Source organism: Aeromonas sp. 604282 (assembly GCF_049170575.1).
Taxonomy (GTDB): Bacteria; Pseudomonadota; Gammaproteobacteria; order Enterobacterales; family Aeromonadaceae; genus Aeromonas; species Aeromonas veronii_A.
In genome coordinates this window covers 18,361-39,648 of the sequence record NZ_JAAKMV010000002.1, presented here as the reverse complement: position 1 = coordinate 39,648, position 21,288 = coordinate 18,361, and the positions used below count along the sequence as shown (strand labels likewise).

Annotated in this window: 20 protein-coding genes; 9 read left to right on the top strand and 11 right to left on the bottom strand. The window is 58.6% G+C overall.

Translation table 11 applies throughout. The features are described 5' to 3' along the window. Nucleotides 1-16 precede the first annotated feature (16 nt). On the bottom strand, nucleotides 17-628 hold the full coding sequence (gene pdsA / locus G5367_RS03260) for a periplasmic diheme shuttle PdsA (RefSeq protein WP_216953317.1): 612 nt from the start codon (nucleotides 626-628) through the stop codon (nucleotides 17-19). Nucleotides 629-874: 246 nt separating this feature from the next. Here pdsA and G5367_RS03255 point away from each other — a divergent pair, with 246 nt between their 5' ends. From G5367_RS03255 to G5367_RS03240, 4 genes are all read left to right on the top strand, one after another. Then, nucleotides 875-2,959, top strand: coding sequence for an OmcA/MtrC family decaheme c-type cytochrome (locus tag G5367_RS03255; RefSeq protein ID WP_421171940.1), 2,085 nt, complete (start codon nucleotides 875-877; stop codon nucleotides 2,957-2,959). Between the two features lie 55 nt (nucleotides 2,960-3,014). Next, entirely contained in the window at nucleotides 3,015-3,989 is a 975-nt protein-coding gene (locus G5367_RS03250; RefSeq protein ID WP_216978493.1) for a DmsE family decaheme c-type cytochrome, read from the top strand. 11 nt (nucleotides 3,990-4,000) lie between these two features. Further along, nucleotides 4,001-5,986, top strand: coding sequence for an MtrB/PioB family decaheme-associated outer membrane protein (locus G5367_RS03245; protein WP_421243799.1), 1,986 nt, complete (start codon nucleotides 4,001-4,003; stop codon nucleotides 5,984-5,986). 252 nt (nucleotides 5,987-6,238) lie between these two features. Then, nucleotides 6,239-7,594: an 8-oxoguanine deaminase gene (locus G5367_RS03240; protein ID WP_421243798.1), complete on the top strand. Its 1,356-nt coding sequence runs from the start codon at nucleotides 6,239-6,241 to the stop codon at nucleotides 7,592-7,594. A gap of 170 nt (nucleotides 7,595-7,764) precedes the next feature. On the opposite strand, the gene G5367_RS03235 is transcribed toward G5367_RS03240, so the two are convergent. The 8 genes from G5367_RS03235 to G5367_RS03200 form a co-directional block, all read right to left on the bottom strand. Further along, nucleotides 7,765-8,583, bottom strand: a complete 819-nt coding sequence (locus tag G5367_RS03235) for a substrate-binding periplasmic protein (RefSeq protein WP_216978496.1) — start codon at nucleotides 8,581-8,583, stop codon at nucleotides 7,765-7,767. 104 nt (nucleotides 8,584-8,687) lie between these two features. Next, nucleotides 8,688-9,452, bottom strand: coding sequence for a substrate-binding periplasmic protein (locus G5367_RS03230; RefSeq protein WP_216978497.1), 765 nt, complete (start codon nucleotides 9,450-9,452; stop codon nucleotides 8,688-8,690). Nucleotides 9,453-9,579: 127 nt separating this feature from the next. Beyond that, the gene (locus tag G5367_RS03225) at nucleotides 9,580-10,326 is read right to left on the bottom strand and encodes a substrate-binding periplasmic protein (RefSeq protein WP_337072729.1); all 747 of its coding nucleotides are present in this window, start codon (nucleotides 10,324-10,326) and stop codon (nucleotides 9,580-9,582) included. Nucleotides 10,327-10,397: 71 nt separating this feature from the next. Continuing rightward, entirely contained in the window at nucleotides 10,398-10,916 is a 519-nt protein-coding gene (locus tag G5367_RS03220; protein ID WP_421243797.1) for a GDYXXLXY domain-containing protein, read from the bottom strand. After that, on the bottom strand, nucleotides 10,913-11,917 hold the full coding sequence (locus G5367_RS03215) for a DUF4401 domain-containing protein (protein WP_335837458.1): 1,005 nt from the start codon (nucleotides 11,915-11,917) through the stop codon (nucleotides 10,913-10,915). Before G5367_RS03215 ends, G5367_RS03220 begins: the two co-directional genes overlap by 4 nt. Beyond that, nucleotides 11,910-12,848 (bottom strand): DUF2157 domain-containing protein, encoded by a 939-nt coding sequence (locus tag G5367_RS03210; RefSeq protein ID WP_421293818.1) that lies wholly within the window; start codon nucleotides 12,846-12,848, stop codon nucleotides 11,910-11,912. The genes G5367_RS03215 and G5367_RS03210 overlap by 8 nt, the downstream gene beginning before the upstream one ends. Nucleotides 12,849-13,000: 152 nt before the next feature. After that, nucleotides 13,001-13,558, bottom strand: a complete 558-nt coding sequence (locus G5367_RS03205) for a TMEM165/GDT1 family protein (RefSeq protein ID WP_005337386.1) — start codon at nucleotides 13,556-13,558, stop codon at nucleotides 13,001-13,003. A gap of 259 nt (nucleotides 13,559-13,817) precedes the next feature. After that, complete coding sequence (locus G5367_RS03200; RefSeq protein ID WP_346211516.1) at nucleotides 13,818-14,147, bottom strand: stress response translation initiation inhibitor YciH; 330 nt, start codon at nucleotides 14,145-14,147, stop codon at nucleotides 13,818-13,820. A gap of 119 nt (nucleotides 14,148-14,266) precedes the next feature. Here G5367_RS03200 and G5367_RS03195 point away from each other — a divergent pair, with 119 nt between their 5' ends. The 3 genes from G5367_RS03195 to G5367_RS03185 all read left to right on the top strand — a co-directional run bounded on the left by G5367_RS03195 (nucleotide 14,267) and on the right by G5367_RS03185 (nucleotide 17,130). Next, complete coding sequence (locus G5367_RS03195; protein ID WP_005337384.1) at nucleotides 14,267-14,494, top strand: FeoA family protein; 228 nt, start codon at nucleotides 14,267-14,269, stop codon at nucleotides 14,492-14,494. Between the two features lie 129 nt (nucleotides 14,495-14,623). Further along, nucleotides 14,624-16,894, top strand: a complete 2,271-nt coding sequence (feoB, locus tag G5367_RS03190; protein WP_201954633.1) for a Fe(2+) transporter permease subunit FeoB — start codon at nucleotides 14,624-14,626, stop codon at nucleotides 16,892-16,894. Further along, nucleotides 16,891-17,130: a FeoC-like transcriptional regulator gene (locus G5367_RS03185; protein WP_005350974.1), complete on the top strand. Its 240-nt coding sequence runs from the start codon at nucleotides 16,891-16,893 to the stop codon at nucleotides 17,128-17,130. The genes feoB and G5367_RS03185 overlap by 4 nt, the downstream gene beginning before the upstream one ends. Before the next feature lie 95 nt (nucleotides 17,131-17,225). Here the strand turns inward: G5367_RS03185 and G5367_RS03180 are convergent, their stop codons facing one another. Continuing rightward, entirely contained in the window at nucleotides 17,226-17,876 is a 651-nt protein-coding gene (locus G5367_RS03180; protein WP_257700383.1) for a DUF2913 family protein, read from the bottom strand. A 98-nt stretch (nucleotides 17,877-17,974) separates the two neighbouring features. Beyond that, a complete protein-coding gene (locus G5367_RS03175; protein ID WP_421293817.1) occupies nucleotides 17,975-19,270 on the bottom strand; it encodes a DEAD/DEAH box helicase in 1,296 nt (431 codons plus the stop codon). A gap of 287 nt (nucleotides 19,271-19,557) precedes the next feature. Here G5367_RS03175 and G5367_RS03170 point away from each other — a divergent pair, with 287 nt between their 5' ends. After that, nucleotides 19,558-20,136, top strand: a complete 579-nt coding sequence (locus G5367_RS03170; RefSeq protein WP_088869238.1) for an O-methyltransferase — start codon at nucleotides 19,558-19,560, stop codon at nucleotides 20,134-20,136. Nucleotides 20,137-20,473: 337 nt separating this feature from the next. Then, nucleotides 20,474-21,247: an amino acid ABC transporter substrate-binding protein gene (locus tag G5367_RS03165; protein ID WP_139441836.1), complete on the top strand. Its 774-nt coding sequence runs from the start codon at nucleotides 20,474-20,476 to the stop codon at nucleotides 21,245-21,247. Nucleotides 21,248-21,288 lie beyond the last annotated feature (41 nt).

Here is a 21,288-nt window from a genome sequence, read left to right as displayed (position 1 = left end):
AACCTGACCGCTTTGGTTATTGCTGGCTGGCGTAGTACTCGGCCAACGCCTGGAGATCGGCATCACTCATGGCAATGATGGCGTTATTCATCTTCTCGTCATTGCTGCGCTTGCCGGCCTTGAACTCTTGCAGGGCCATCAGTATGTAACCTTTTGGCTGACCGGAGAGGATGGAGGCTTCATCGTCGGCAACGGAGCCACCTTCGGAGTGACACTTCTTGCAACCAGACTCTTCATGCAGTTTTTGTCCTGCTTTGGCCAGTGCGGCATCGAACGGCTGCTTCATCGGCTGGTAGGGCAGTTCGGCATAGTAAGCTGCCAATTCGTCGATCTGATCGTCGCTAAGACCCTTAACAATGTCGGTCATGTTTCCCTGTTTGCTGGTGTCACCGGTGACATGATTAACGGTCTTAGCAGGGCGGCCATCTAGGTAGCTTCGCATCTGCTCCGCAAGATTAGATTCTGCTATTCCGGCGATTGTCGGAATATCTGTATGTGAGCTGATCCCCTGATTACCGTGACATGCGTTACATGTTTTGGCCATCTCGTCGACCCCGGCAAAGGCTGGCCCAATTGAACCAATCAACAGAGATAACCCCACCACTTCCCATTTCATGCTTCGCTTCATTTTGCACTCCTCTTGACATAAAAATCGCAAAAGACAGCTTATACCGTTTTTTTATTCGAAAAAGTGGGCTTAGTCCCGCTTTTGAGACTTCTGTCAACGTCGAGAGCCACATAAACCTTATAATTCGGGGGGAAATGGTTTTTGACCAAGGTGGGGCTCAAAAGGCTTCAATGTTGCATGTTTTTGGGACTTTTCTGAGACAGCTCATACATGAAATAAAAAATCCGATAAAAAAGGATAAACAAGATGAAATACTGGAAAGCGCTGGTGGCAGCTGCAATGGTGCTCACCCTCTCGGCCTGTGGTGGCGGGGGGGATGGCAGTGACAAGAGTGAGCCACCCACCCCTCCTCCAGGAACCCCTGGATCTCTGATTATCTCGGCGTCGACACCGGTTCTCACCCCGGATGGTCAGCTCTCGGTACAGTTCAACGTGACGGACAAACAGGGCTCGGGTTACGACCTGGGCGCTACGATCCCCTCATTCACCCTCAACAAGGTGATCCCCGGCCGCGATGCCACACGTGAAGACCCGGCCATCTGGAAGAGTTTTATCTACCGTTCCGGCAAAGCCACCAGTGAAAACAGCGGCAAGCTGGAGTCACTGGGCAATGGGCAATATCGCTACACCTTTGCTATTAACCCCACCACAGTGCCGGATCCCTATCCTGCTGATTCACAGAGCAACAATGGCGTGATTAGTTGGGATGAAACGGCGACTCATCGTGTGGGTATCTTTTTTGGTGGCAGTAACAATGTCCCCGTCACCAACTATGTGCTGGACTGGGTGCCGGCTGGGACGCGCGCCGCTTTGACCCGGGATATCGTGGATCAGAGCAGTTGTAACAGTTGTCACATGAAGCAAGCGATCAAACACGCGGATCGCGCTGACCCCAAACTCTGTGTCACCTGTCACAACGAGAGCAATCCGGCCATTGCTACCCGCCGCTCTCTGACGACCATAGTGCACAAGTACCATGGCAATCTGGATAGTACGGATACCAAGACGGTCAGCCACTTCCCGCAAGACTCGCGCAACTGCGATACCTGTCACAAGGACGCCACGCCAGCCACCCTCAATGCCGGTAACTGGCAACATGCCCAGGAAAAAGCGTGTGGTGCCTGTCATGCCGATTCAACCAGCTCCACAGGTTTTGATGCTCACATCACTGGCAAGATAAACAGTGGCGCAGTCTGCACCCAGTGCCATGGCGCTGATCCGGCCAGCAGCAAGTCCCCCTACATGGTCCACCTGGGTTACATGGCCAACGAGGCGATTGGACGCGACAAGCTGCAGTTCACGTTCGATGACGTTCGCTATGCCGCTCCCAATATCGAGATCGAACTGACCGTCACCGTCGACGGTACGCCGGCCGAGAGCGTTAATGACGTGCTGAAATATGTCAAAGATGGCAATCCGGCCATTCTGGTCAATTGGGATCAGGGCCAGGGATTCGAGCTGGCCACCACCAACCCGCAGACTTTCGCCACTGGCAACAAGATCGAGTTCAGCAAGTGTGTCAGCCAGGGCACAGGTCGCTTCCTGTGCAGCAAAGAGACAGGCAACGAGGTCAACGGCACCCTGGCCGCGACCATCGCCGATCTGAGAGTCTGTGTGGCGCGTAAAGCCGATCGCAACGGGGCGTTTGCCGCAGGGGATCTGCTGCCTTGCAGCAGCACTGCCAGCGCACTCTCCCTGATCGCCATCAATCCGGTCAACGCCTACTTCCGTGCCGAAGGGGGCATCGACAGCAGCTATCTGCTCAAGGCCGGTGCGGATCTCGCTTCCTGCAACAGTTGTCACAAGGATCTGGCAGTCCACATGAGCAATCATGCGGCCAAGGATATGAGCCAGTGCACCAGTTGCCACAACGCGACCCGTACCTCGTTCTATGCGGGGGTGCCGGGGGACCTGAAATATCACGTCCACTCCTTCCACGCGCTGGGCGCCAAACATGGGGGAAGTGCTACCTTCCCGGGCGATATCAGCAACTGCGAGTCCTGTCATACCCAGGGGCAATACAACCTGCCCAACCAGCAGAACGCGCGCCCCTCTCTGGTCGCCACCACGGCTGACAACAAACAGCCCAAATACTTCAGCCCGGTGCTGGTGGTCTGCTCCAGCTGCCACCTCAAATCACCGCTGGGGTTGGTCAAGCCGGATAGCCCGGTGGCAGGGGATGAGTGGGCTACCCACATGAAGAATAACGGCGCCGTCTTTGGTGCAGAGACGATCGAAGCCGCAACCGGTGTTGAACAGTGTGCCTCTTGCCATGCCGTCGGGCAGGAGCAGGGTGTCGACAAGGTTCACAAGGTCTACGACTTCCGTTGATGAAATCCTGCGGTCAGGGGGTAACCCCTGGCCCTTCGCCGTTGAAGGAAACAAGATGAAAAAGACCATCACGCAGTGGTTATTGGCTGGCATGCTGGCCCTGAGCTGCCTGTCAGCCTGGGCCAAGAGCGATGCCGCGCAACCCGCTGGCGATGCAGATCCGCGACTCCAGATTGAATCGGCTCTGGACAAGAAATTTGACCAGGGAAAATACTCCCCGAAGGGAGCTGATACCTGCCTCAAGTGCCACGATTCAGATTCACGCAAACCCGCGACCGGCATATTCCACAGTGTGCACGGCAATCTGGGCAACCAGAATGGCCCCATGGCCGACCGGCAGTGTGAAGCTTGTCATGGTCCGGCAGGCAACCACACGCGCAATCCTCGCAAAGGAGAGAAACGGGAGCCGATGATCACCTTTGGTCCCGATTCACCTGTGCCGGTCGAGAAGCAGAACAGTGTCTGTCTCTCCTGTCATACCGATACCAACCGGATGGGCTGGCATGCCAGTGTTCATGCGGTCGAGGATCTCTCCTGTACCAGCTGCCACACATTGCACCAGGCCAAGGATCCGGTGATGGACAGCAAGAAACAGGTCGAGACCTGCACCAGCTGCCATGCCGCAGAGAAATCGGATCTGCACAAGCGCACCAGTCATCCCATCCTGAATGGCGAAATGCCCTGCTCCAGCTGCCACAACCCGCATCAGTCACAAAATGAGGCCAGCCTGAAACAGCCAACCGTCAACGAGAGCTGTTACGAGTGCCATGCCGAGAAGCGGGGCCCCTTCCTGTGGGAGCACGAACCGGTGACCGAGGATTGCTCTCTATGCCACAGCCCCCACGGTTCCATCAATCAGGCGCTGCTCAACAAGCGCGTGCCCCAGTTGTGTCAGGAGTGTCACAGCGCCCCCCATGCCAACGTGTCCATCACCGAGGGGGATCTCAAGGTGCGCGGCGGCAGTTGCCTGAACTGTCATAACCAGATCCACGGGACCAACCATCCGAATGGGCAGTCCCTGCGACGTTGAGGAGAGAAGTCATGAAACATTCAACACTTTGGCTCTCCTTGCTGACCATCTTCTCGGCCCATGCCACCGAGGAGCCGCTGGCTGTCGAGGATTACTCTCTGCAATCGGCCAGGGAGGCCAAAACCGCGCGCTGGCGCTGCGCATCCTGTGAAAGCGAGAGTGGCTGGTTTGGTGAGGTGGGGCTGGGGACAGGCTACATCAACGATGATGGCGCGACCCGTTTTCGCAACTGGGTGCCCGCCGCCAACGATACCGGCATGCAGGGGATCTTTAACGCTGACCTGCAGTATCGGGGAGAGGGATCCCGTTATGGCGCACTCGAGGCCAGGGATCTTGGAATGCGCCGTTTCAGCATGTCACTGGAGCAAGGGTTCTATGATGGCGCGCGCGCCAAAATTGGCTACTCCGAAACCCCCTTTTACTGGAACAGCCATGGCAAGAGTGTCTATCGCTCTGACGATGCGCCTATGGCGGCTGGTGCGCTGGCCGAATTTGACAAGGAGGTGGTCCGCAAGAAGCTGACTATGGGGCTTGCCTATACCCCCAAGAGCCCATGGCGCCCTTATGCCGATTTCTCTTATGAGAAAAAAGAGGCAACGCTGGCCACTTATCAGTCCAGCATCCTGGGGATAGGCAGCATGCCGGGCTTTGTACCCAAGCTGGTCGATGGCAGCAGTACCACCCTGGTCAAGAGTGGCATCAGCTACCTGGGTGAAGGCTGGCTGGTTGATCTGGCCTACAACGGCTCACTCTATCGCAACGAGGAGACCGCATTCTATTTCGGTTCGGCCAGCGACCCCTATGCCAATGAGCGGGCTTACGAACCCGACAACAGCTTCCATCAGGTCAGTTTATCCGGCCAGTACAACTGGAACCGGCAGAGTCTGAGCGGTCGCATTCTCAGCAGCCGAACAACGTCGGATGGCAATCTAGCCGCCTTCCGGCAGGTGCCGATCACCCAGAGCGATTTCCACGGTGAGATCGATACCATCCAGACCAATGCCAAATGGGTGGGGCGTTTTGGCCGGGATTTGACTCTGCGGGCCGGGGGCGAATACCGGGATCGGCAGGACAACTCGGACAAGCAGGTTGTTATTGGCAAACAACGGCAGCCGGGGGATCGTTCTCACAGTAAAGCCAATCTGGAAGCGGATTACCGCCTGAGTCGATCGGTCAAGGTAACCGGGGGTTACCAGTATCGTGCCGATGAACGGGAGTACGCGGATCGTCGCAAGACGGATGAGCAGACATTGTTCCTCAAGAGTCGCTATCGCCCGGTGGGTGATCTGCAACTGGGGGGGAAACTCTCCTGGAGCACCCGGGATGGCTCTGAGTGGAAGAATAACAATACCAATGTCAGCCCGACCTTGCGTCAGTTCTATCTGGCCAATCGTGACAGGTTCGAGCTGCGTGGCGATCTGCAGTATGCCTTCAGCGAGCAGTTAAGCTCCTCGCTGGAAGGGTGGTGGGCACGGGCCAACTATCCGGAGCCTGACATCGGACTCAGTGAAGGGGAGGACTATGGTATCGATCTGACCCTTAACCAGCAGTTTGATGAGAACCTCAGTGGCCATCTCTTCAGCAACGTACAGTGGATCACCTCAAGCCAGAACCATGCCTACACCGGTGCCCCGGACTGGCAGCCCTATTCGACCCGGGTGCGTGACCAAATCACTACTCTGGGAGTGGGACTAAGCCAGAAGAAGGCGTTTGATTTGGCGCTGGAACTGGGGGTGGATTACAGCTTCTCCTATGGCCGTGGCCAGACAGATGCCAGCAAGGGTTATGACTACCCCGATCTGACCAGTAAACAGCACCGTCTGGAAGGTTACGCCCTTTATCAGCTCGACGAGAAGCAGTCGCTGCGCTGGGATATGCGCTACGAGTTCTACCATGACGTGGATTACCTCTATACCGGTGAGGAGTACAGCATGGGTCATGTGAACCAGAACTATAACGGTTACTTCACCGCTATCTCCTGGCTTTACAAGTTCTAATGCAGCCCATCTTGTAAGGGGAGCCAGGCTCCCCTTTTTTATGTCTGCGGCTCATGCCTGGTCGCTGATTGCAATTGATGCATCTATGCCGTAAGCAGAGTAGCTATCCCCTTGATTTTATAAGGTGATCACAGATTTTTTGCCGCCGCTGGATAGACTGGAGCCACTGCGGTACTGCGCCGCCTCTGGATCAGCAGACAGGGTATAACTGAGCTGGCTCACCCCTATGTGTCACTGATGGAGGAGTCGGCCATGTCCGCTACCCGTATCTGGATCAAAAACCCCCTTGCCACCTTTACCCGCGAAACGGTCGATGGCCGCGGCGGACTGGTGATTGAAAACGGTCTGATTAGCGAGGTGCTGGCGGCAGGCCAGCAGCCTGCCCGGCCTTGCGAGCAGCTGTTCGATGCCCGTGACCATGTAGTGCTGCCGGGCCTTATCAATACCCACCACCACTTCTACCAGACCCTGACCCGTGCCTGGGGGCCGGTGGTCAATCAGCCGCTTTTCCCCTGGCTCAAGACCCTCTATCCGGTGTGGGCAAGATTGACGCCGGATGGGCTGGCGCTGGCGAGCAAGGTGGCGATGGCGGAGCTGCTGCTCTCGGGCTGCACCACGGCCGCGGATCACCACTACCTCTTCCCGCGCGGGATGGAGGAGTCCATCGATATTCAGGTGGCGGCGGTGCGTGAGCTGGGGATGCGCGCCACGCTGACTCGCGGCTCCATGAGCCTTGGCGAAGATGAGGGGGGGTTGCCACCACGCCACACGGTGCAGGGGCAGCAGCAGATCCTCGATGACAGCCTGCGGCTGGTGCGCCAGTACCACGAGCGCGGCGCCGGGGCGCAGATCCAGATTGCGCTGGCTCCATGCTCCCCCTTCTCGGTCACCGAAGAGATCATGGTGGAGAGCGCCAGGCTCGCGGCCGAGTTCGATGTGCGGCTGCACACCCATCTGGCGGAGACGCTGGATGAGGAGGCGTTTTGCCTTGAACGCTTTGGCCTGCGCACCGTCGATTATCTCGAAAAGGTGGGTTGGCTTGGCGATCGCACCTGGCTGGCCCACGGCATCCACTTCAATCCGGACGAGATTGCGCGGCTGGGGGCGGCAGGCACCGGGGTGTGTCATTGTCCCGTCTCCAATATGCGGCTCGCCTCCGGTATCTGCCCGACCCTGGATCTCGAAGCGGCCGGTGCGCCGGTGGGGCTCGGAGTGGATGGCTCGGCCTCCAACGATGCCTCGAACCTGATGCAAGAAGCTCGTCAGGCGCTCTATCTGCAGCGACTGCGTTACGGCGCCGAGCGCATCACCCCACGCAAAGTGCTGGAGTGGGCGACCGTAGGCTCGGCACGGCTGCTCGGGCGCGACGATCTCGGCGAGCTGCTGCCCGGCAAGCAGGCGGATCTGGCGCTGTTCAAGCTCGACGATCTGCGCTTTAGTGGCTGTCACGATTCCATTGCAGCAATCATTTTGTGCGGCGCCGAGCGTGCCGATCGGGTGATGGTGGGTGGCAAGTGGCGGGTTGTGGATGGCGCCATCGAGGGACTGGATGTCGAGGGTCTCATCGCTCGTCACAAGGTGGCCGCCGCGGCGTTGGTGCGTGGTTGAACGCAAAGGTCTGTACGAGTAACTCAATGTGGGCAACCCAAGGTGAATAGCCAAAGGAGAGTGCTCGACAAGAACGTACAAGTCGTGCGCGCTTGAGTACAGTGAGCCACAAAACCAGAGGGGCCCATATCGGGCCCCTCTGTATTGGCGGTGTTAAAAGGTGAGGGCTGCTAGTTGGCTGTGCTGGTGGGGGCGCTGTTAGCCGATGTCGTGTTGGCTGCTTCACTTTTGGCTGCCGCAGGGGCGGGCGCCGGGAAATATTTGCTGTGCAGCAGCGGGTACTCACTGCTCGCCAGTACCTGGGTCAAGCCGGTCTGGAACTCTTTGACCAGCTCGTCGCTCACCGGATGGCTGAAAGCGAAGCAGAACTGCTCTGAGCTCAGTACCCATTGTTCTTTGAATCGTGCAGGATCAAGCTTTTGCTCCGCGATCAGCTGTTCCATGGTGGTTTTGTTCGTGGAGACCAGATCGATCCGACCTGAGGTGAGCATCTTCAGCGCTTGTGCCAGCCGATTGGCGGCCATCAGCTTGGTCTCGTCAAAGCCGTTGTTGAGTAGCAACTGTTCTCCCACATCAGCCCGCACAGCTCCGATATTGAACGCTTTGGCATCATCGAGTTTGGAGATGGTGATATTGCGCTCGGCCAACCCTACGAGCACGATTTCGGCGTAACCGATGGGACAGGCCCATTTGAACAGGGGATCCCGCGCCTGGGTGCGAGCGGTGGAGAAGAGTACTGCATTGGGTTTTTGGGTCAGCAGGTAGTAACCGCGCGCCCATGGCATGATGGTGATGGGCTGCGGCGGCGTATTGGTCTTTTTCCATACCAGTTGCAGCAGCTCGACCGCGAGGCCGGTGGGGGAGCCGCTGGCATCGGCGTAGTTGTAGGGTTTGTACTCTTCGGTGATGTAGTGCAGTTTGCCGAGTTCAGGACTCGCCTGTGCGAGAGTGGCCAGCAGCGCCCCGGCCAATCCAATCCATGGTTTCATTTTTGCCGTCCTGATCAAGGGAATATCATGCTCAAGTGTGACCAAGCTGGCCGATTTCGCCAAGGCAACAGAGCATGTTTGGCAAAAAACGCGGGCGGTCGTGGCTATCCCGGCCCATGTGTTGGCTGCAGCGCCAGGTATTTGGCTTGCAGTTGCAAAAATTGAGGTGATGCCCGTGCTCTATCCAGAGCTTGTTGAAATCTGTCGATATCCCGGTCTGGCACCTGACGGCTAAAGGCGTAGCAGAGTGGCTTGCTATCGAGGATGAAGGCCACATTGAAGTCCTTAAGATCCAGATTGAGGTTCTTGAGGGTTTGGTAGCCGACCAGCTTGTTGGTGGCAAAGAGATGGGTGCGGCCCGATGCGAGCATTTTGGCTGCCTGGCTGAGACGGTTGGCCTCGACAAGGTTGCTCTCATCCAGACCCCTTTCCCGCAACAGCTGATTCGACACGGTCGAGCGTACCACCGCAATCTTGAAATTTTTTATTTGCTCGATGGAGGAAAGGTTCAATTTGTCAGCGGCGCGGCCAAGCAGTACAAAGTCCGAGTTGTCGATGGGACAAGCCCACTTGAAAAGCACCTCCCGCTCCGGTGTCCGGGCGGTGGCAAACAGCACGACATTGTGCTTGCTGTTCAACTCTTGATAGCCTCTGGCCCACGGCAGGATTCGTATTGGTTGGGGAGGCGTATTGCTGTATTGCCAGGTCATCCGCAGCAGTTCGACGGCAAGGCCGGTGGGCTGACCCTGTGCGTCACTGAAGTTAAAAGGCGGGGATATTTCTGTCTTGTATTCGAGAGAATCCAGGCCTGCCCATGCAAAACTGGTCCACAGGAGCAGCAAGATGTGGGAGAGATGCCATGTTCTCATGGGTGAGACCCTTCACTATATATCGACGATGCCAAACAGTGTGACGACTCGAGTGCACAATAGCCAGCCCCCTGACAGGTAGCGATCGTACGGTAAAAATGCTCAATCCTCGCCATCGGATGAAAGATCAGTGTATCGGCAGATATTTGGTCTGCAATTTCCGAAACTCCTCCGAGGCGAGGGCGCGGGTCAGGGCCTGCTGAAAGAGGGAGATCTCGCTGTCGGGCACCTGACGGCTGAAGGCATAGCAGAGCTGTTCGGCACTCAGCACCATAGCCACGTTGAAGTCGCCGCTGTTGAGCTTCAATTCGCGGATGGCGTCATATCCCGCCAGCTTGCTGGTGGCGAGCAGGTCGGCGCGGCCGGAGAGCAGCATCTTCAACCCCTGGGAGAGGCGGTTGGCCGGGATGATGTTGTTGTCATCCATGCCGTTGTTGAGCAGCAGCTGTTCGGCGGCATCCGAACGCACCGCGCTGATCTTGTACTGACTCATCTGATCAAAGGTGGTCAGGGTGATGTTCTGTGCTTTGCGGCCCAGCAGTATGTACTCCGAGTAGCCGATGGGGCACACCCACTTAAAGAGATTTTCCCGCGACTGGGTACGGGCGGTGGAGAAGAGCACCACATTGGGCTTCTGGGTTAGCAAGTAATAACCTCGAGCCCAGGGCAGGATGCGCACCGGCTGGGGTGTCACGCCGCTGTGTTGCCAGATCATCTGCAGCAAATCGACCGCAAGGCCGGTGGGCTGGCCTTGCTGATCGCTGAAGTTGTAGGGGGGGTACTCTTCGGTGAGATACTCGAGCTTGCCCAGATCAGCTCGTGCCGTCGAGGCTAAGCAGAGCAGCAATAGATGACAGATCAGCCATATCCTCATTGGGAACATCCTTAGCGATCAACCTTCTCTTGAGTGTGACCATCAACAGAGTAAATAGCCACTCACGGCCGTTACCAGCGGGCGCGGATCTGCCCGATGGGCTGGTAGGCCTCATCCCGCAGCCCCACCAGCAGGGTCTTGCCATCCGCTTGCAGCCGGAACTCGCCGTAGCGGGCCGCTTCGTACTGCTCTCCCTCCCCCTCTTCAAAGAAGTAGGCATCGGGGCCGATCTGCCACTGCCGCTCGCTCTGGTGCACCTGCAATAGCCGCTCATCGCTGGCGAGCCGATCCGGTTTGCCATCGGCCACCAGACTGGCCACCTGATGGGCATCGAGGCGGATCACCAGGGTATCGCTGCCCTTGTTTTGAGTAGCTCTGGCGTCGCGGCTGGTCAGCTCGCGGGCAATTTCATAGTTGAGCCGCATGTAATCCCCCTGCATCAGGGAGCGAGGATCGACCGGGGCGAGCCGCAGCAGCACCACTTCGCCGCTGCTCATGGCGTGCTCATAGCGCCAGACGGTGGCATTGATGCCCGCCAGGATGGCGAGGCCGCTCAGCAACAGGGCGAGCTGTCGGGTGACGGGTTTCATGAGTCGCTCCTTGCCGCGAAGGTGGTGAGCAGCTGGCGGGCCCCCAGCAGCAGGATGCCGGAGCCCAGCAGCAGCCAGGATTTGGTCATCAGGGTGAGCCCAAGATCGTAGTAATAGAGCGAGCCATAGCCGAGCAGCAGCAGGGCCGAGAGTGTCATCAGCCCCAGACTGCCGGCATAAAACCCGAGGATCAGCACCAGTGCGCCCGCTCCCATGCCGGGGATGATGGCGCTGATCAGCACTAGTGGCAGGCCAAACAGCAGAGGGAGCCTCAGCTTCACCATCACCGCCAGCAGCAGGGCGGCGCAGAGCAGGGGATTGAGCCAGAGCGGCAGGCGCGATAGCCCCAGTTCGTCCAGCACGCTGCTGCCTCCATCCCACAGCGGGTGGTGCAGGCGGCCCAGCACCAGCAGGGAGAGGGCGAGCCCCAGCGTGATGGAGTGATAGAGCTGGTGGCGCTCTGGATCCCTATCTGCCCGCAGCCAGCAGAAAGTGATGGCGGTCATCACCAGCGGCAGCGCCAGCAGTTGCAGCCCGAGGCAGGCGAGACCAAGGGTAAGCAGCAGGGCCGCCGCCACGCTGTGAAACAGCCGCACCAGCCAGTGATCGAACAGCACGGCAATGGCGAGCGAGAGCAGGGCAAGCCCGAACCAGAGCAGGGTGTGATGATAGTCAATCTGATCGATCAGGCCATAGAGCAGCCAGGCATCGGCCGCCAGGGTGAGGGCCAGCACGAACTGATCCCAGAGATCGCCGCGTTGGCTGCGATTGAGGGCGTAGGCCACCACCAGCAATACGGACCCCAGCAGCAGGGCGCTGTTGGCCTCGCGGGTCAGCTGCTCGAAGGTCATAAAGAGAAAAAAGAGCAAGAACAGGGCGGCAATCCACCCCACCAGCCCCAGCATAAAACGGCTCGACCAGTGAGGTTGGGTGTCGCGGGGCATCTCCCCGTCCACCATATTGGCCTGTTGTAGCGCGTGCCAAAGGGTCAGATTACTCATGTAACCTCCGTTGTTGTTGCAACCAGCGGGCAGCAGTGACGGAAAGGCCGATGGCGATCAGGCTAAGCAGCAAGAAGCCGTTGATATCGGGCTCCATCCATTTGCCAAGGGCGGCGAGGATGATGGCAATCAGGCTGAGGCACCCCATGGCGAGTCCGGCGATAAATCTGTGATGCCAGAGGGCATAGGCCGCGGCGAGCCAGCCAAGCCAGAGCGGCCACACCAGCGGGGAAGCGGCATCAAACTGCGCCAGCAGTGTGAGCAGAGTGGCTCCCAGACCCGCGGCCAGACCCGCCAGCCAGCTTGGCATCAGGCGCCAGCGGGTTGGCGCCAGCAGAAGCAGACCCCAGAGGGCGGCATTGAGCAGGGTAAGGCACCAGCCCAATCCCTCTTCATCGAAGGTAAAGAAGAACGTAAACAGGCCGAGCCGCCAGTAGAGCACCAGCGCCAGCTGGCCGAGCAGCCAGCTTAAGGTCCAGAGCAGAGGGCTTTGGCCAAATGCCGCCAGCGGTACCAACATCAGCGCCCAGGTGGCGAACAGCTGCCAGGGATCAGCACCGGTTTGGTAGGTTTGACCCACCAGCGCCAGCAGAGCGCCGATATTGAGGGAGATAGCGAGCAGTAGCGCCTGACGGGGGGTATCCCCAAGGGGCTTGCGCCACAGCAGAAGCAGCATGGCGAGCAGCGGCGCCTCCAGCAGGGCGAGGCGGGAGACCCGACCCAACTCATGCCAGTTGAAGGCGACGAAGAAGACCAGTCCAGCCCCGATGCAGAGGGCGCCGAGCCAGAGCAGCAGCCGGTCAAACAGCCACTGCCAGCGTGCCGGATTGGGGGGAAGATCGGCGAGGGCTCGGGCGGCGGCCAGTTGCGCTGGTGCCAGTCGTCCCTGTTTGACCCATTCGAGTAGCGTCTCTCTTGATACGTTGTGCATGGGTGGCTCCACGAGGTTTGCCCCATTATGACATGAGGCCCCCGCAACCGTGCACTGCTCCTTGGCTCTGCGGCTGGGGGTTGCGACAGCGGGTTACGTAACAAACAAAAAAGCCCTCCATAGGGGAGGGCTTGGTCATCGGATTCGGGCCATCAGGCGAAGATCAGGGTGCTCACTCCGAGGCCGACGAAGAGGATGGCGCAGGCTATGCGGATCCCCTTGAGTGGCAGCTTGTCCGCCCCCAGCTTGCCGATCAGCACCACAGGCACGTTGGCCAGCATCATGCCGAGGGTCGTCCCGGTAATGACCTGCACCAGCGAGTCATACTTGGCGGCCAGCAGCACGGTGGCAATCTGGGTCTTGTCGCCAATCTCGGCGATGAAGAAGAGCACGAAGGTGGCCATAAAGGGGCCGTATTTATCCAGCGAGCTCTCCTCGTCATCCATCTTGTCCGGCACCAAAATCCAGATAGCCATGGCAATAAAGGCGATGGCGACCAGCCAGGTCATTATCTTGGGATCGAGCCAGCGGCTGATGAACTCACCAATCCAGGCGGCGCCCGCATGGTTGAGCAAAGTAGCCGCCAGCATGCCGGCGATGATGGGCCAGGGCTTGCGAAAACGGCAGATGAGCAGCAACGCCAACAGCTGGGTTTTATCGCCGATTTCTGCAATAGCGACGCTGAGGGTTGAGGTTAACAAGGCTTCCATAAAAATGACCGGGGGACGGAATTGTTATAAACCAAAGACAAGCCTGCGCCATCCGTCCCCGGTATTGGCACTGGCCCGTCAAAGGTCTTGTCAAATCCATGGCTGGCATGGATCACCCTGACCATGGTGATTTGGCACCAAGTATGTTGATCAGGGTCGCAAACCGGTATTCATGCAATGGATGGCACCGGTGTGCGAGACTACTCCCCCTCGATGGGAGCGGGCATTCTAGGGAAAAACCGCATGAGTGACAAGGGGATCAGCCACCCACCAGCTTGACGCTGAAACCGGCTTTCTCCAGCTCGGCTTTGATCAGGTCTCGTTTATCTCCTTGGATCTCGATCACTCCCTCCTTGATACCGCCTCCGGTGCCGCACTTTTTCTTGAGCAGGGTGGCCAGGGATTTTTGCTGATCGGCGGGTATGCCATGAATGGTGATCACCCCGGCGCCCTTGCGCCCCTTGGTCTCGCGGCGAATGCGCACGGTGCCGTCGGTGGGGAAGGGGGAGGCGGATTGGGGAGCGCTCTGCTCCTTGATCATGCCGCCATCTGTGCTGTAAACGAGGCGGCTGTTGTTGTCGTGACTCATGGCATTACTTTATGGGTTAGCTAAGCGGAGTTTGATTTTACTCAAATAAAAGTTGAAGACACAGCTTATAATGCCCCAAGTAAAAGCGAATTATTATTGTTTAACTTCAGGAGTCAGTCATGGTACTCACGCAGTTGTCACCGGGACAGAGTGCTCGCATCAAGAATATGAATCAGCTCGCCCGGCCGCTGCGCCGCAAACTGATGGTGATGGGCCTGTTGCCCCAGACTGAAGTCATTTATCTGCGCTCCGCCCCCCTGGGGGACCCGCTCCAGATCCAGTGCCAGGGGATCTGTCTCTCCATGCAAAAGAGTCTGGCCCAGCAAATAGAAGTCGAGCCGGTATAACCCCCTGTTCGGCTGCCGCTCCGGTCAAGAAACGTCACCGGGAGCGGTTCAGAGACAAGAAGTCGAACCTGCAAAGCAGCTTGCCACTCGCACGCGGCGGGTTCAGAAGAAAATAGAGGTAGAGCTGGTATGAATTATTCCCTGGTAACGGTAGGTAACCCCAATAGCGGTAAGACCTCCCTGTTCAACGCCCTGACCGGCGCCCGCCAGCAGGTAGGCAACTGGAGTGGCGTCACCGTCGACAAGAAGATGGGTGAGTTCAGCGCGGGTGAGCATCACTTCAAGCTGATGGATCTGCCCGGCATCTATAGCCTGGCGGGTCAGGATGGCAGTCTGGACGAGCAGATCGCCAGCCGCTTTGCCCAGGGCCAACAACCCGACCTGCTGCTCAACGTCATCGACGCCGCCAATCTGGAGCGCTCCCTCTACCTCACGCTGCAACTGCGCGAACTGGGCCTGCCCATGGTGGTGGTGCTCAACAAGCTGGATATCCTGCAAAAGCGTCGCATCGTCATCGACGAGAGCAAGCTCGGCAAATCTCTCGGTTGCCCGGTGGTGGCCCTCTCTGCCCACAACAGCAAGCAGGTTGCCGCCTTCAAGCAGCAGATCCGCCAGTTTATCGGTCAGCCGCAAGCCGCCTTGCAGCTCGATTACGGCCACGCGCTTGAAACCGATCTGGCGGAGCTGGAGACCCTGCTCGCCCCGCATCACCTCACTACCCGTGGCCGCGCCCTGCGCCTGCTGGAAGAGGATGCGGTGATGCAGGAGACCCTGCTGCCCGGTCAGCAGGCGGCGGCCGCCAATGTAGTGGCTCGTGCCCATCAGGGACAGGATATCGACCTGCAACTGGCGGATATTCGCTACGGCCATATCCACCAGTGGGTACAACAGGCTCGTCAGCAGAAGGGCAAGCTCACCGAGGCCCAGAGCGAGTGGCTGGATCGGGTGCTGCTCAATCGCTGGATTGGCATCCCCTTCTTCCTGTTTGTCATGTACCTGATGTTCCTGTTTGCCATCAACGTTGGCAGCGCCTTTATCGACTTCTTTGACATCATGGGCGGCGCCCTGTTTGTCGATGGGGTGCACCACCTGCTGGGGCTGGTCAATGCCCCCGAGTGGCTGGGCGCCATTCTGGCAGACGGCTTTGGCGTTGGTTTGCAGACCGTGGCCACCTTTATTCCGGTGATTGGCTGCCTCTATCTGTTCCTCGCGGTGCTGGAGAGTTCAGGCTATCTGGCCCGCGCCGCCTTCGTGGTGGATGCCCTGATGCGCCGACTCGGCCTGCCAGGCAAGGCGTTCGTGCCGATGCTGATGGGATTTGGCTGTACCGTCCCCTCGGTGATGGCGACCCGTACCCTCAACTCCGAGCGGGAGCGGCTGATGACCTCCGCCATGGCCCCCTTCATGTCGTGCGGTGCCCGTCTGCCGGTTTACGCCCTGTTTGCGGTGGCTTTCTTCCCTGAATCAGGCCAGAACCTGGTGTTCGGCCTCTACCTCATCGGCATTCTGGTGGCGGTGCTCACCGGCCTGTTGCTGCGCAGCACCCTGCTGCCGGGCAAGAGCGACTCCATGCTGATGGAGATGCCGGATTACGAGTGGCCGCGTCCGGTCAACGTTGCCATCAAGACCTGGCAAAAGCTCAAATCCTTCGTCTTTGGCGCAGGTAAAACCATCGTGCTGGTGGTTGCCGTGCTGAGCGTGCTCAATTCCCTGGGTACCGATGGCAGCTTTGGCCATCAGGAGCAGGAGAGCTCGGTACTGAGCAAGATTAGCCAGGCCGTCACGCCGGTGCTGCACCCCATCGGTGTGCGCGATGACAACTGGCAAGCCACGGTCGGTATTGTCACTGGTATCTTCGCCAAAGAGGCGGTGGTCGGTACCCTCAACAGCCTCTACGCCGGTGGTGGCGATGCAGAGGAGGAGAGCGAGTTCTCGCTGGTGGCTAGTTTCCACGAGGCGATCGATGCCGTGGCGGCCAATCTGGCGGAGATCAACCCGAGCGACCCCATGGGGCTTGATGTTGGCAACCTCGACGACCAGAAAGCTGCCGCCGAAGCGCAGGAGGTCGATGTTTCCACCTACGGTAATATGCAGACCCACTTCGACGGGGCGGCCGGTGCCTTTGCCTACCTCTTGTTCGTGCTGCTCTACATGCCCTGCGCCGCAGCCATGGGCGCGCTGGTGCGGGAAACCGGTCGCCAGTGGGCGCTGATGACGGCGGTATGGTGCAACTATATGGCCTTTATGTGCGCCACCCTCTTCTATCAGGTGGCGACCTTCGCCGCTCACCCGGAGCAGAGCCTGTTCTGGATCGTCAGCTATGGCCTCTCTCTGGTACTGCTCTGGTGGGCCGGTCGCCGTCACGGTGACATCGTTGCCCGCAAGGTGGTGACCTTATGATCCTGCGCGAGCTGGGGGATTACCTCGCCGCGCAGCAGAAGGTGAGCCGGCGTGATCTGGCTCGCCACTTCCACACCTCGGAAGATGCGGTGGAGGCCATGCTCGGCGTCTGGATGCGCAAGGGGCGGGTCATCAAGCGTGAAAGCCGGGTCTGTGGTGGCAGTTGCTGCGGCAAGAGCGAAGAGGTGATGTTCGAGTGGTGTGACGCGGGCCAGATTGGCATCAAGATCCGCTAAACGACTACCCAACCTCATCATCAAACATCGAACAATAAAAAAACGGCAGATCCTGCTCAAGGGTCTGCCGTTTTTATTGCTGAAGACAGGCGGGATCAGGCGCCTTGGCGAGCCTCGCTCAGCAGTGCCAGCGCCGGTTGGGCGTTGTCCGGCATCAGCCGGTAGGCCTTGTGGTGCTTGACCAGGGTGGTCTTCTTGTTGCCCTGGCTCAGCAGCAGGCCGTGCTTGAAGGCCGCCTCGGCCAGCACCTTCTCGTCACCGCGCACATAGAGGGTGAGGGGTTTGACAAGCTCACCGTCCTCGATATGGCCTGCATATTCGTTATGGCTTACCACCAGACTCGCCTGACCGCCCGATTGCAGGCGCAGCTTGGCGTTCACCTCGCTCTCGGTCAGCACCAGCCAGCCTGCCGCTGAGAGCTCCTCCAGCAGGGCAGCCAGCTTGGCCCCCAGTTGCTGCGGATTGGTCATGGCGCACTGGTATTGGAAGGCGATGCGCTCCAGCAATCCCTTGAGATCGGCGCCCGCACCCAGAGTGCGGCCAAGCTGCACCCAAGCTTTCAAATCTTCCATCACCAGACGGGAGAAGCGCTTCTCCTTGAGGGAGTCGGCCATCCAGGTGCAGAGAAAGTGGCTCTCTTGCGCCGGAGTGCGCTTGCCCGCCTTTTGCTCGGCGGTGCGGGCCAGTTCGGCCAGGCTTTGAGTGGCCATCTCGAGCAGGGCCTGATTGTAGGTCGGAGAGGTCATAAGCAATCCTTGAGTTGACCACCAGGGGTCAACACCGATGACAGAGATGGCAAAGGCGCCAGTGGCGCCTTTGCGGTTCAATAGAGCAACTGCCCGCCTTATTTCGGCTGACGGGGCTTCTTGGCTGCAGCCAGACGCTTGAGGCGCTGACCCTGCAGCTTGGCTTCGGCCATCACCTGGGCCACTGCGTTATCTTCACGCTGCGGACGCTTGCCGAAGCGGCGACGCTCCTGCAGCTGTTTGATCAGCTCGTCACGGCTGCTCACCTCATAGCCCGGCACCATGATGCGACGGATCTTCTGGCCGATCAGGGCCTCGATCTCCAGCAGGGTGCGCTCCTCTTCACGGCTGACGAAGGAGATGGCCATGCCGCGCTTGCCGGCACGACCGGTACGACCGATGCGGTGCACGTAATCTTCCGCCAGGAACGGCAGATCATAGTTGACCACGTATTCCAGGTCCGGGATGTCCAGACCACGGGCGGCCACTTCGGTGGCGACCAGTACCCGTACCTTGCCTTCCATGAATTCGCGCAGGGCGCGGCGACGGTTGCCCTGGGCCTTCTCGCCATGGACAACGGCGGACTTGATGCCGTCGAGGTTCAGCTCCTCGACCAGCACATCACAGCTCTCGCGGGTACTGGCGAACACCAGCACCTGCTGCCAGTTCTGCTTGCCAATCAGCTCTGAGAGCAGCTCGCGCTTGCGCTTCTGCTCGACCGGATAGACGGTGTGGCTGACGGTGTCGGCGGTGGAGTTCTGCTTGTTGACGCTGACGATCTGCGGTCTGTCCAGCATCAGGTTGGCCAGCTTCTTCACCGCATCGGAGAAGGTGGCGGAGAAGAGCAGGTTTTGACGGGTCTTGTTGACCGCTTGCAGGATCTTCTGCACATCGGCACTGAAGCCCATGTCGAGGATGCGATCCGCTTCATCCATCACCAGACACTCGACGCCAGAGAGGCTGAGGTTGCAGGCGGTGAGGTGCTCCAGCAGACGGCCCGGGGTGGCCACAATGATGTGAGCGCCCGCTTTGAGCTTCTTGGCCTGCACGTCCTGCTTGCCACCGCCGACGATGGTGATGGTGGTGATATCGAGATACTTGGCGAAGTCATTGATGTTGCTCGCCACCTGAGCCGCCAGCTCGCGGGTCGGGGTCAGGATCAGCACGCGGGCGTTGGAAGGCTGGACCGGAGCCGGATTGTCTACCAGACGCTGCAAGATGGGCAGGGCGAAGGCGGCGGTCTTGCCGGTACCTGTCTGGGCGTTGGCCAGCACATCGCGGCCACGGCGAATGGCCGGGATCGCCTGTTGCTGCACAGGGGTCATCTCCTGATAACCGCAATCTGAGACAGCACGCAAAATCTCGGGGGCAAAATCGAACGATTCAAATCTCATAATGGGTTCCTGTGTTCCAGCTGGGCTGTGTTTGGCTTGGTTAGCTCGGCATGAGCGAGACGGAGGTTGTAACCACCGACGGCTGCGCCTGACATCAAGTCAGAGAGTGAGCCGGAAAATGGCGGGCGCGAAGTGTAACAGATAGACGTCACAAATTCTGCCTCAAATGGTTGTCCTTTTCTCATCCTTTGTGGTGTGAGTGGCGGTTGAAAGCAATCATTTGACTCCCAAATGCCAAGCTTGGAGGTGTGGGCTAACGGTTTTGGGCAAGGACGAAAGGGATATCGATGGAACTGGAACAGTTAAAACGCCAGCTGGAGCAGCTTGGCGAGCGCAATGACAGCATGCAGCAGGCTCGACACCGCAAGCTGCTCAATATCACCCGCGACACGGGGGAGTTGCTGTCAGTATTGGTGCAGACCCGTGGGGCGCAGGCGGTGCTGGAGATTGGCACCTCCAATGGTTACTCCACACTCTGGCTGGCAGAAGCGGTGCGTCGGCTGGAGGGGCACGTGACCACCATTGAGCTGGATGAGGATAAGCGCGTGCTGGCCCATGACAACTTTCAGAGGGCAGGGCTGGCCCCCTGGGTAACCTTGCTGGCAGGGGATGCAGGCGAGCTGTTACCGACCTTGCCGCAAGGCGGCTATCAGCTCATCTTCCTCGATTCGGATCGTCAGCACTACCGGGCATGGTGGCCGCAGATCCGCCGCCTGCTGGCACCCCGTGGCCTGCTGGTGGTCGATAACGCCATCTCCCATCGCAGCGAGATGGTGGAGTGGATGAACGAGGTCGGGCAGGATCCGGCCTTTGCCACCTCGCTGGTGCCGGTCGGCAAGGGGGAGTGGCTGGTGGTGCGTTTGTAACAAGGTGATGGCCTGGATTTGGTATCGGGCTGGCAGTGTATGTTTATTCATCATGAATAAACAGTGTGTCCCGCAATCAGTAGCGAATGCGGGACTGCTTTTTCGTTATTCATTATTTCACTTAACATCTTCATATTTCATGGTTTGGTAACGGGAACCTTCGCGTTATTTTTTGCTGGTGCCGCCAAGTGCAATCGTTTATTGACTGTCATCGTATATGTGGCGTGAGCCGATTAAATGGTGCTGGTAGCAGTAGGATTCAAAATAATAATTGCATGGTAATCCGGATTATCGTTGGCAAGCGTGCTGGATGTTTACAAATATAACGAGGTGAATAATGAAAAAACTGCACTCCCTGTTTTTGCTGGCAGCCCTTCCACTGGCTTTGATGACATCGGCGCAAGCCGAGTCCAGCCTCGCCGCTATCCAGAGTGCCGGTGCGATCAAAATCGGCACTGAAGGCGCCTATCCTCCGTTCACCTATCACGACAAGAGCGGCAAGCTGGTCGGCTTTGATGTGGAGATTGGCGAGCTGATTGCAAAAGGCCTTGGGGTGAAGCCGGAGTTTGTCGAAGGCAAGTGGGATGGTCTCATCGCCGGGGTGGATGCCAAGCGCTACGATCTGGTGCTCAACGAAGTGGCCATCACCCCGGAGCGGCTGAAAAAGTATGATTTTTCAGATCCCTACATCACCTCCAAAGCGGTGATCGTGGTGCACAGCGATAATCACAGCATCAACAGCTTTGCGGATCTGAAGGGTAAGAAATCATCCCAGTCCCTGACTAGCAACTTTGCTCAGCTGGCGAAATCCTCGGGCGCCGAGGTGGTCGCCACCGAGGGCTTCAACCAGTCACTACAGCTGGTGCTGACCGGGCGAGTGGATGCCACCATCAATGACAGCCTCTCGTTCCTCGACTTCAAGAAACAGAAACCGGATGCCAAATTGAGGGTGGCGGCGACCGAGGCGAAGGGGGATCAATCGGCAGTGTTGCTCGCCAAGGGACAGCCGGAATTGCTGGCCGCTATCAATCAGGCACTGCGCACTGCCAAACAGGATGGTAGCTACCAGAAAATATCTCTTAAGTATTTTGGTACTGATGTCTCGCAATAATATTGCCGGAAAATAATAACTAGCGAGGTAATTAACGTGCC

What these genes read in the sequence shown, in the direction of transcription:
- G5367_RS03165 (WP_139441836.1), top strand. Translation starts at nt 20,474, where the DNA reads ATGAAAAAACTGCACTCCCTGTTTTTGCTGGCAGCCCTTCCACTGGCT.
- G5367_RS03225 (WP_337072729.1), bottom strand. Translation starts at nt 10,326, where the DNA reads ATGAGGATATGGCTGATCTGTCATCTATTGCTGCTCTGCTTAGCCTCG.
- G5367_RS03230 (WP_216978497.1), bottom strand. Translation starts at nt 9,452, where the DNA reads ATGAGAACATGGCATCTCTCCCACATCTTGCTGCTCCTGTGGACCAGT.
- G5367_RS03245 (WP_421243799.1), top strand. Translation starts at nt 4,001, where the DNA reads ATGAAACATTCAACACTTTGGCTCTCCTTGCTGACCATCTTCTCGGCC.
- G5367_RS03240 (WP_421243798.1), top strand. Translation starts at nt 6,239, where the DNA reads ATGTCCGCTACCCGTATCTGGATCAAAAACCCCCTTGCCACCTTTACC.
- pdsA (WP_216953317.1), bottom strand. Translation starts at nt 628, where the DNA reads ATGAAGCGAAGCATGAAATGGGAAGTGGTGGGGTTATCTCTGTTGATT.
- G5367_RS03200 (WP_346211516.1), bottom strand. Translation starts at nt 14,147, where the DNA reads ATGAGTCACGACAACAACAGCCGCCTCGTTTACAGCACAGATGGCGGC.
- G5367_RS03170 (WP_088869238.1), top strand. Translation starts at nt 19,558, where the DNA reads ATGGAACTGGAACAGTTAAAACGCCAGCTGGAGCAGCTTGGCGAGCGC.
- feoB (WP_201954633.1), top strand. Translation starts at nt 14,624, where the DNA reads ATGAATTATTCCCTGGTAACGGTAGGTAACCCCAATAGCGGTAAGACC.
- G5367_RS03255 (WP_421171940.1), top strand. Translation starts at nt 875, where the DNA reads ATGAAATACTGGAAAGCGCTGGTGGCAGCTGCAATGGTGCTCACCCTC.
- G5367_RS03205 (WP_005337386.1), bottom strand. Translation starts at nt 13,558, where the DNA reads ATGGAAGCCTTGTTAACCTCAACCCTCAGCGTCGCTATTGCAGAAATC.
- G5367_RS03250 (WP_216978493.1), top strand. Translation starts at nt 3,015, where the DNA reads ATGAAAAAGACCATCACGCAGTGGTTATTGGCTGGCATGCTGGCCCTG.
- G5367_RS03185 (WP_005350974.1), top strand. Translation starts at nt 16,891, where the DNA reads ATGATCCTGCGCGAGCTGGGGGATTACCTCGCCGCGCAGCAGAAGGTG.
- G5367_RS03215 (WP_335837458.1), bottom strand. Translation starts at nt 11,917, where the DNA reads ATGAGTAATCTGACCCTTTGGCACGCGCTACAACAGGCCAATATGGTG.
- G5367_RS03220 (WP_421243797.1), bottom strand. Translation starts at nt 10,916, where the DNA reads ATGAAACCCGTCACCCGACAGCTCGCCCTGTTGCTGAGCGGCCTCGCC.
- G5367_RS03195 (WP_005337384.1), top strand. Translation starts at nt 14,267, where the DNA reads ATGGTACTCACGCAGTTGTCACCGGGACAGAGTGCTCGCATCAAGAAT.
- G5367_RS03180 (WP_257700383.1), bottom strand. Translation starts at nt 17,876, where the DNA reads ATGACCTCTCCGACCTACAATCAGGCCCTGCTCGAGATGGCCACTCAA.
- G5367_RS03210 (WP_421293818.1), bottom strand. Translation starts at nt 12,848, where the DNA reads ATGCACAACGTATCAAGAGAGACGCTACTCGAATGGGTCAAACAGGGA.
- G5367_RS03235 (WP_216978496.1), bottom strand. Translation starts at nt 8,583, where the DNA reads ATGAAACCATGGATTGGATTGGCCGGGGCGCTGCTGGCCACTCTCGCA.
- G5367_RS03175 (WP_421293817.1), bottom strand. Translation starts at nt 19,270, where the DNA reads ATGAGATTTGAATCGTTCGATTTTGCCCCCGAGATTTTGCGTGCTGTC.